This is a genomic window from bacterium (genome assembly GCA_035505375.1).
Lineage (GTDB): Bacteria > Hydrothermota > Tepidihabitantia > Tepidihabitantales > Tepidihabitantaceae > UBA2258.
The window spans coordinates 1-6,631 of the sequence record DATJQV010000047.1; the positions used below are offsets into that span (position 1 = coordinate 1).

At 59.9% G+C, this 6,631-nt stretch carries 5 protein-coding genes; all 5 read right to left on the reverse strand.

What is annotated here, in order from left to right; translation table 11 throughout:
• Positions 1-78 precede the first annotated feature (78 nt).
• Complete coding sequence (locus VMH22_07800) at positions 79-1,152, reverse strand: alanine--glyoxylate aminotransferase family protein (protein HTW91597.1); 1,074 nt, start codon at positions 1,150-1,152, stop codon at positions 79-81.
• 120 nt (positions 1,153-1,272) lie between these two features.
• Positions 1,273-1,668: a secondary thiamine-phosphate synthase enzyme YjbQ gene (locus VMH22_07805; GenBank protein HTW91598.1), complete on the reverse strand. Its 396-nt coding sequence runs from the start codon at positions 1,666-1,668 to the stop codon at positions 1,273-1,275.
• A 168-nt stretch (positions 1,669-1,836) separates the two neighbouring features.
• On the reverse strand, positions 1,837-4,380 hold the full coding sequence (locus tag VMH22_07810) for a T9SS type A sorting domain-containing protein (protein ID HTW91599.1): 2,544 nt from the start codon (positions 4,378-4,380) through the stop codon (positions 1,837-1,839).
• A 677-nt stretch (positions 4,381-5,057) separates the two neighbouring features.
• Positions 5,058-5,426, reverse strand: coding sequence for a hypothetical protein (locus VMH22_07815; protein HTW91600.1), 369 nt, complete (start codon positions 5,424-5,426; stop codon positions 5,058-5,060).
• Positions 5,427-6,138: 712 nt separating this feature from the next.
• Positions 6,139-6,631 (reverse strand): hypothetical protein (locus VMH22_07820; protein ID HTW91601.1); only part of this gene is annotated, 493 nt, incomplete at its 5' end.

Consider the following 6,631-nt stretch of genomic DNA (forward strand, 5'->3'; position numbering starts at 1 on the left):
CGCTGTCATGAGAAACTCCGACGCCCCGCAGCCGAGGGCAGGCTGCGAGGCGTCAGCAGTGTGAGGTCCGACGTATTGCTACAACTTGAGCACATCCACGATGGCGGCGGTGACTTCCTTCATGTCCGCCATTGTGAGGTCGCCCATGTGCGCGATACGGAAGGTCTTTTCCTTGATGTCGCCGTAGCCGTTCGAAATCTGCATCCCGCGCTTGCCCAGCTCGCCGTTCAGGTCCTTGACGACGATGTTGCGGGTGTTGGCAACCGTGGTCAGGGTTACCGACTCGTAGCCCGGTTCAGGGTAGACCTTGAAATACTTGTTCGCCCACTCGCGGGTGAACTTCGCCATCTCGAGGTGGCGCTGGTAGCGGTTCTGCATCCCTTCCTTCACGATGTGTTCGAGCTCGACGTCGAGCGCCCAGAAGAGCGACACGGCCGGTGTGGTCGGGGTCTGGAAGTCCTTCTCGTACCGCTTCAGCATAGCGTCGTAGTCGAAGTAGTAACCGCGGTCGGTTACGGTGCGGCACTTGTCCAGCGCACGCTGGGACACGATAGAGATGGCGAGGCCGGGCGGCAGCGCGACCGCCTTCTGGCTCGAAGCGACGACGATGTCGAGGCCGAGCGCATCGATGTCGAACCAGTCGCCCATCAGTCCGGAGACCGCGTCGACCAGGATAAGCACGTCCGGGTACTTGGTCCGGACCAGCTTGGCGATATCCTCAATCGGATTGCGCACGCCGGTCGATGTCTCGTTCTCGGTGATGGTGATGGCCTGATAGCCGCCCTTGGCCAGCTCGGCATCCACCATCTCCGGCTTGATAGCCTTGCCCCATTCGACGGCGATGGAGCCGGCCTGCTTGCCGCAGGCCTTGGAGATCTTGAACCAGCGGTCCGAGAACGCGCCGTTGACCGTGTGCAGGATCTTGCCCGTCACGACGTTGCGCAGCGCGCCTTCCATGCAGCCGGTGCCGGAAGACGTGAACCAGAACACGTAGTTCTTCGTGTTCAGTATCTGCTTCGACTTGTCGACGCAGCGCTTGTTCAGCTCGCCGAAATCCTTGGAACGGTGGGGAATCATCCACTGTCCCTGTGCCTTCAGAACTTCCTCCCTGACCTCGGTCGGGCCGGGGACGAACAGCTTCTTGTGTGCCAAACTACCTCCTTAGTTCGGAATCGGATAGTTCAGAATCCAGAACGCAGAGTCCAGAATCCAGAGTTTCGGAACATTCTGAATTCTGGTTTCTGGTTTCTGAATTCTGGTCTATCCGGTCCCTCATTTGCCTATAACCTGTACCTGGACCCGCCTCTGCCGCGGGCCGTCGAATTCGCAGAAAAAGACTCCCTGCCACCGGCCGAGCGCCAGTCGCCCTTCCTCGACCGGTATCGCCTGGCAGGAGCCGACCATTGCCGCCTTGATATGCGCGTCGGAATTCCCTTCGGAATGGGCGTAGCCGGCGCGATGGGGGACAAGCTTCGATAGAGCTTCGGTGATGTCGCTGGCTACGTCCGAGTCGTAGCTCTCGTTCACCGTCACGCCTGCGGTCGTGTGCGGCACGTAGACGAAGCACATCCCGGAACCGACCTTGGACTGTGCGACCGCATCCTTCACCTTGTCGGTAATATCGAGAAGCTCGGTGCGAACATGCGTTGTCACGTCGAAACTCGTCATGCGGCCCGAGGAATCTTACCCTCGGCCGCTACCGGTGTCAACCGTCAAGCGGCGGGGACATGCCCGCGAAAGCGGGGACTGTACCGGCGAGCGTCCGACGCGAGCCTCCGAGGGACTGTCCCCAGTTTTCGCCTGGGATCGTGTCCCAAGCCGCTCTTGGGCGCTTTGCTACCGGGCCACGACCAGCCGGGTCGAGTGTGTTGTCGCTCCCGCCTCCAGGCGAAGGAAGTAGACGCCGTTGGCCAGTCGGCGCGTGTCGAGCGAGAGCGTTTGGTTCCCGGTCTTCATACGACCGGAGAACAGACTGGCGTACTTGCGACCGGCCACATCAAATGCCGAGATGCGGACCGGCCCGGCCTGGGTCAGGTTGAAGGACAGTGAGACCATTCGCGACGCGGGATTAGGCTGCACGCGGAACGCGACCGGTGTCGCGGCGTAGTGATGAGAGAGCACTCCGACGACATCCGGGATTGCTGCCGCACGCATGCGCTCGGCGAGGTAGGGGGCCGCCTCGTCGCACGCAAAGGCAATGCCGGCTCCGCCTCCTCCATTGGCTGACAACATACCGCCGGACCAGACCGAGCTCCCGGTGTCCGATGTCACCAAGCGGAACGGGAAAGAATCCAGCAGCCGTCCGGCGGGCGTAATACGGGCCTCACAGAGTTGATACAATCCCCCGCTGTCGGCACGGCAGAGCAACAACGTGAAATCAGTACCGTCGAAGCCCACGTGGGCCTGGCCGCCGAAATACTTATGACTCACGGAGTCGAGGAGCGTGCCACTGGGTGAGACCCGCCAGCATTTGGAGTTATCGTCGTCGACAACGAGATAGACTCCGCTCCCGAAAGCCAGCTCCGGTGTGCTTCCGCCATGACCAATCGTGATGTCGGAGGTATCCAACAGTGTGCCGTTCGTCCGGGCGCGGGCGCAACGGTACACGATATCGCCATCGCATCGTGCGACGAGGAAGTTGGCGCCGTCGAATGCGACTCGGGGACGTACGGGTTGCCCTACCTGTCTCACCATGAGCTGCAGCGATGCCGAGTCCAGAATGGCCCCCGCGGGTGTGATTCGACATCCGCGAATGCCTTTCGTGGAACCACTCTCGGCCCACACAACCAGAAAGGATGAGTCGCCGAACGCGACGTCGGGCGGGTCCAATGTCTTGCCAGAGTCCGGCATCCGCAGCGGCTCGCTGTCCAGTAGGACGCCGGCAGGGCTGATTCTTCTCGCCCACGTTGCGGCGGAATCGACCCACGTCACCATGTAGCATCCACCTCCGAATGCTACCGCCGGCCAGGCATAAGGCGCATGTTCTTTCGGGCCGGCTACGCAGATCGGGTAAGCGTCGAGCAGCGCGCCCTCGATGTTGAATCTTGACGCACAGAGCGAGAATTTCCTTGCCCACGTGGAATCGCGCGACTGTTCCAACCAAGTGGCGAGAAAATTCGCGCCATCCGAGGCTAAATCGCCGCAGTTTTGGATGCTGGCGCTGTAGGACAGGATTCGCGGAACCGAATCCTCAAGACTTCCGTCTATGCCCACCCTGCGGGCGAGCGCCTGGCGATTGTCTTCGGAGTTCTCCCCACGGATGAGTCGCTGCGCCCAAATCACAAAGTAGCCATTGCCGCACGGGGCAGCCGTGGGATCCCCGGGTGCGTCACCCCATCCGTCATATCCCGCGGCAGAGATCTTCACCGGCACTGAATCCAGACGGTTCATCGCCGCGTCCATCCGGACCCCGACGAGAGTCAGGCTGTCGAGGTCCCAGACGGAGTCACGCCTGAAAAGGAACAGCGTCGTGTCTCCATTTGACGCTGCCGACGTCCCACCATGTGCATACGTCCCGATCAGGACTCCACCGTCATCCAGAACCACACCGCTGTCGGTGACGCGTGAGCCTCTGATGTCATTGCCGCTGTCGTTCCACGCAACTATGAAGTTGTTCCGGTCATGGGTGACGGATGGACTGGATGCGCTGACGCCATGCCTGATAGGGAACCCGGTTGAATCATCTATGGTTCCGTCCGGAAAGACGAAGTTGCCGCTGACGCCGATTGTGTACCAGTCGTTCCAAACCGCAAGATATCTGTCCTGATGGAAGCATAGTGCTATATCTGCCTGCCTGCCATGCTGCAGCGGCGCCACAAGACGAGGCGGACTATCCAGGACGACGCCCTGCTGCGATACCCGGCAGAAGAAGGCCGTCTTGCCGAATGTGTCAGGGTACGCAATCCAGGTCACGAGAAAGTTGGTGCCGTCGAAGCCGACTGCCGCTTTCAAACCTTGGGGATGCCCATTCTGGAGCACTGCCCGTGCCGTTATGCGACCATCCGAGTCCACCAGTGCGCATCCGACCACGTTGGTTTCGGCCCACGCCACCAGGAAGTTATGCTCACCCCATGCCACTGCCGGCGAGCCGTATCCGCCGATGGCAATCTGAGAAGAGTCCACGAGTTCGCCATTACCGTTCAGTCGTACCGCTCGCGTTCCTTCCGCATCCCACACCACCAGTCCCACATCGGGGCCGAATGCTACGTGCGTGCCCATGACGTCGTGGAATCCCGGTATAAGTGCGCGCGTAGTGTCGAGCATGAACGACGGGAATGGCTGGCTCAGGGCGGCTGAGCCGGGGATGAGCAGGCAGAGGAGCAAGACCAAGGCAGGCGCTGCGGCCTGCGCAGAGCAGAGCGAACCGTTGCGGTTCTTCATTTCTACCTCCCGCGCCGGACGTATCCGGCGGCTTCCGACAGGTGCCTTCGCCATCAAATATAGACCGTCAAGGGAGCTTGTCAACAGAGACCGTGAACCCCGGAACCGAGATAGATGTGGAAGGAGAGGCGGACCGGACGCGGAGACTATCCACAGATTACACCGATTACACAGATTCTCTCTGAGGTACGGACCGGAGGCGAAGGTTAACCGCAGATGACGCAGATTGCGCAGATGCTGGAGGAGGGGCGGACCGGACGGGAAGACTATCCACAGATTACGCCGATTACACAGATTCTCTCTGAGGTACGGACCGGAGGCGGAGGTTAACCGCAGATGACGCAGATTGCGCAGATGTTGGAGGAGGGGCGGGCCGGACGGGAAGACCACCCGCAGATTACGTAGATTACACAGATGCTGTCAGAGGTGCGGACCGGAGGCGGAGGTTAACCGCAGATGACGCAGATTACGCAGACGTTGGAGGAGGGGCGGACCGAACGGGAAGACTATCCGCAGATTACGCAGATTACACAGATGTCCCGGACTGGAGACTGACCACAGATGAACACTCATGGACACCGATGTGAGGAATCGGCCCGATCATCCGTGTTTATCCGTGGTTGACCATTCCGGAGCTGAATCTGCGAAATCTATGGAATCTGCGGATGTTCTGTTCCTCAGGCCGGGTCCGGAATCGCCAGCGTGTCCTTCCGCAGATGGTCCAGCACCTCGCGCTTCAGCTCCCGCGCCACCCACTTGTCCTCGATGATCATCACCTCTTTGTTCAGGGTCTCACCGCTGAAGTGCTTCGACTTCTTCCACGCCTCCCGGCAGAAGTTCAGATAGGCGGGATAGGTATAGGTCGGCACACCGTGGGTGCCGATGACGACCTTGGCCTTCTCCTCAAGGGCGGTGAGTTCGACCTGCGCGTCAAGCTGCTTCGATAGCATCCGGGACCGTCGCTTGTCGGTCTGCTGCTTGATGACCTCGGTATCGTGCTTCAGAGTGTAGTTGTATATGCGATCATCTGATGACTTCACTGGCATCTAGACCTCCTGTTCGTATGCACATCTCAGCCTCGCTCCGTATTGTCCCTGCAGCCTCAAGTTCAGTCGGGGATCGGAGCCTTCTACGCTTGGCCGCAGGCGACAACACTGCAATTTCAGTATAACGCGTCGCTGGAATCAAAGCAAGTATCGTGAACTTAATAATTGCACACTGGGCCGAGCGTTCTGCGGTCCTAACGGCTGAATGCCTGGTAGCCTATTATGCTGCAATATATGCATTATAGGGGGCTAGCCCCTAGGCTAGCCCTAGGTCAGCCTTGTGGGCTGCCCGGAGGCCTGACCATAGTTCAGCCTTATCCACCATCTTAGGTTCGGCCTAACTATCTGCATTATGGTCAGTTGACTATGTTGAGTACCGCACTGACGTATCCACTGCTGTATCTGTTGCCCTACCAGCGGCATAGTGACTGATGCATCAAGTACATCTTACCGGTACGGCTGTAGGTCCACTGATAGAGACGAGAATGGCCTTTGTCGGAGACAGTCTTGCGGGTACGGTCGGTTGTCGTTGCACCGGACTTGGCAGGACGCTTCATTGGGGCTTTCTAACGGGTTTGTCGGAATTGGACTTGGATGTGACGATTGCTGCCCTGAGGCAGCTACAGCGTTCAGCCGGAAGCGCCGGTACCGATTTGGCTCGGGTCGAGCTTCAGGACACCGGGACGGGATGGGCTGCGGTTGAAGCCGAGTGCTAGCGGGGACTGATGACGAGTTTGCGGGAGACGAGAGGGACGGACCCTTGTAGAGTGGCCAGGTAGACACCCGGCGGAAAGTCGCGCAGGTCAAGCTGCGTGATGCCGGATGGGTTGAGGGCGAATGTACGTACGGCTCTGCCGGCGACATCGCGGATTGTCAGCCTGCGCACTCTCCCCACCGCCAGCGAGCAGCGGACGGTGACGAATCTGCCGCTTGCCGGGCTCTGGGCGAAGGCAAGTTTCGGCAGCGCGACGTTGCTGCTCCGCACCGAGTCTCGCGGGGGAATGTGAACATGGCTGGTGTCGCCCGTGTCGGGCGAGAAGGTGTGGCTGAACCAGACATCATCCAGGTAGACATCATTACCGCTCCCTGATGCCCGGTGACGAAATGCGACTCTGATGGTATCTCCGTCGAATGCGTCGAGTGACACCGAGTGACGGCAGTACGCCGTGGTCCATGTGTCGAGCGACAAGAGGGTGACAGGTAAG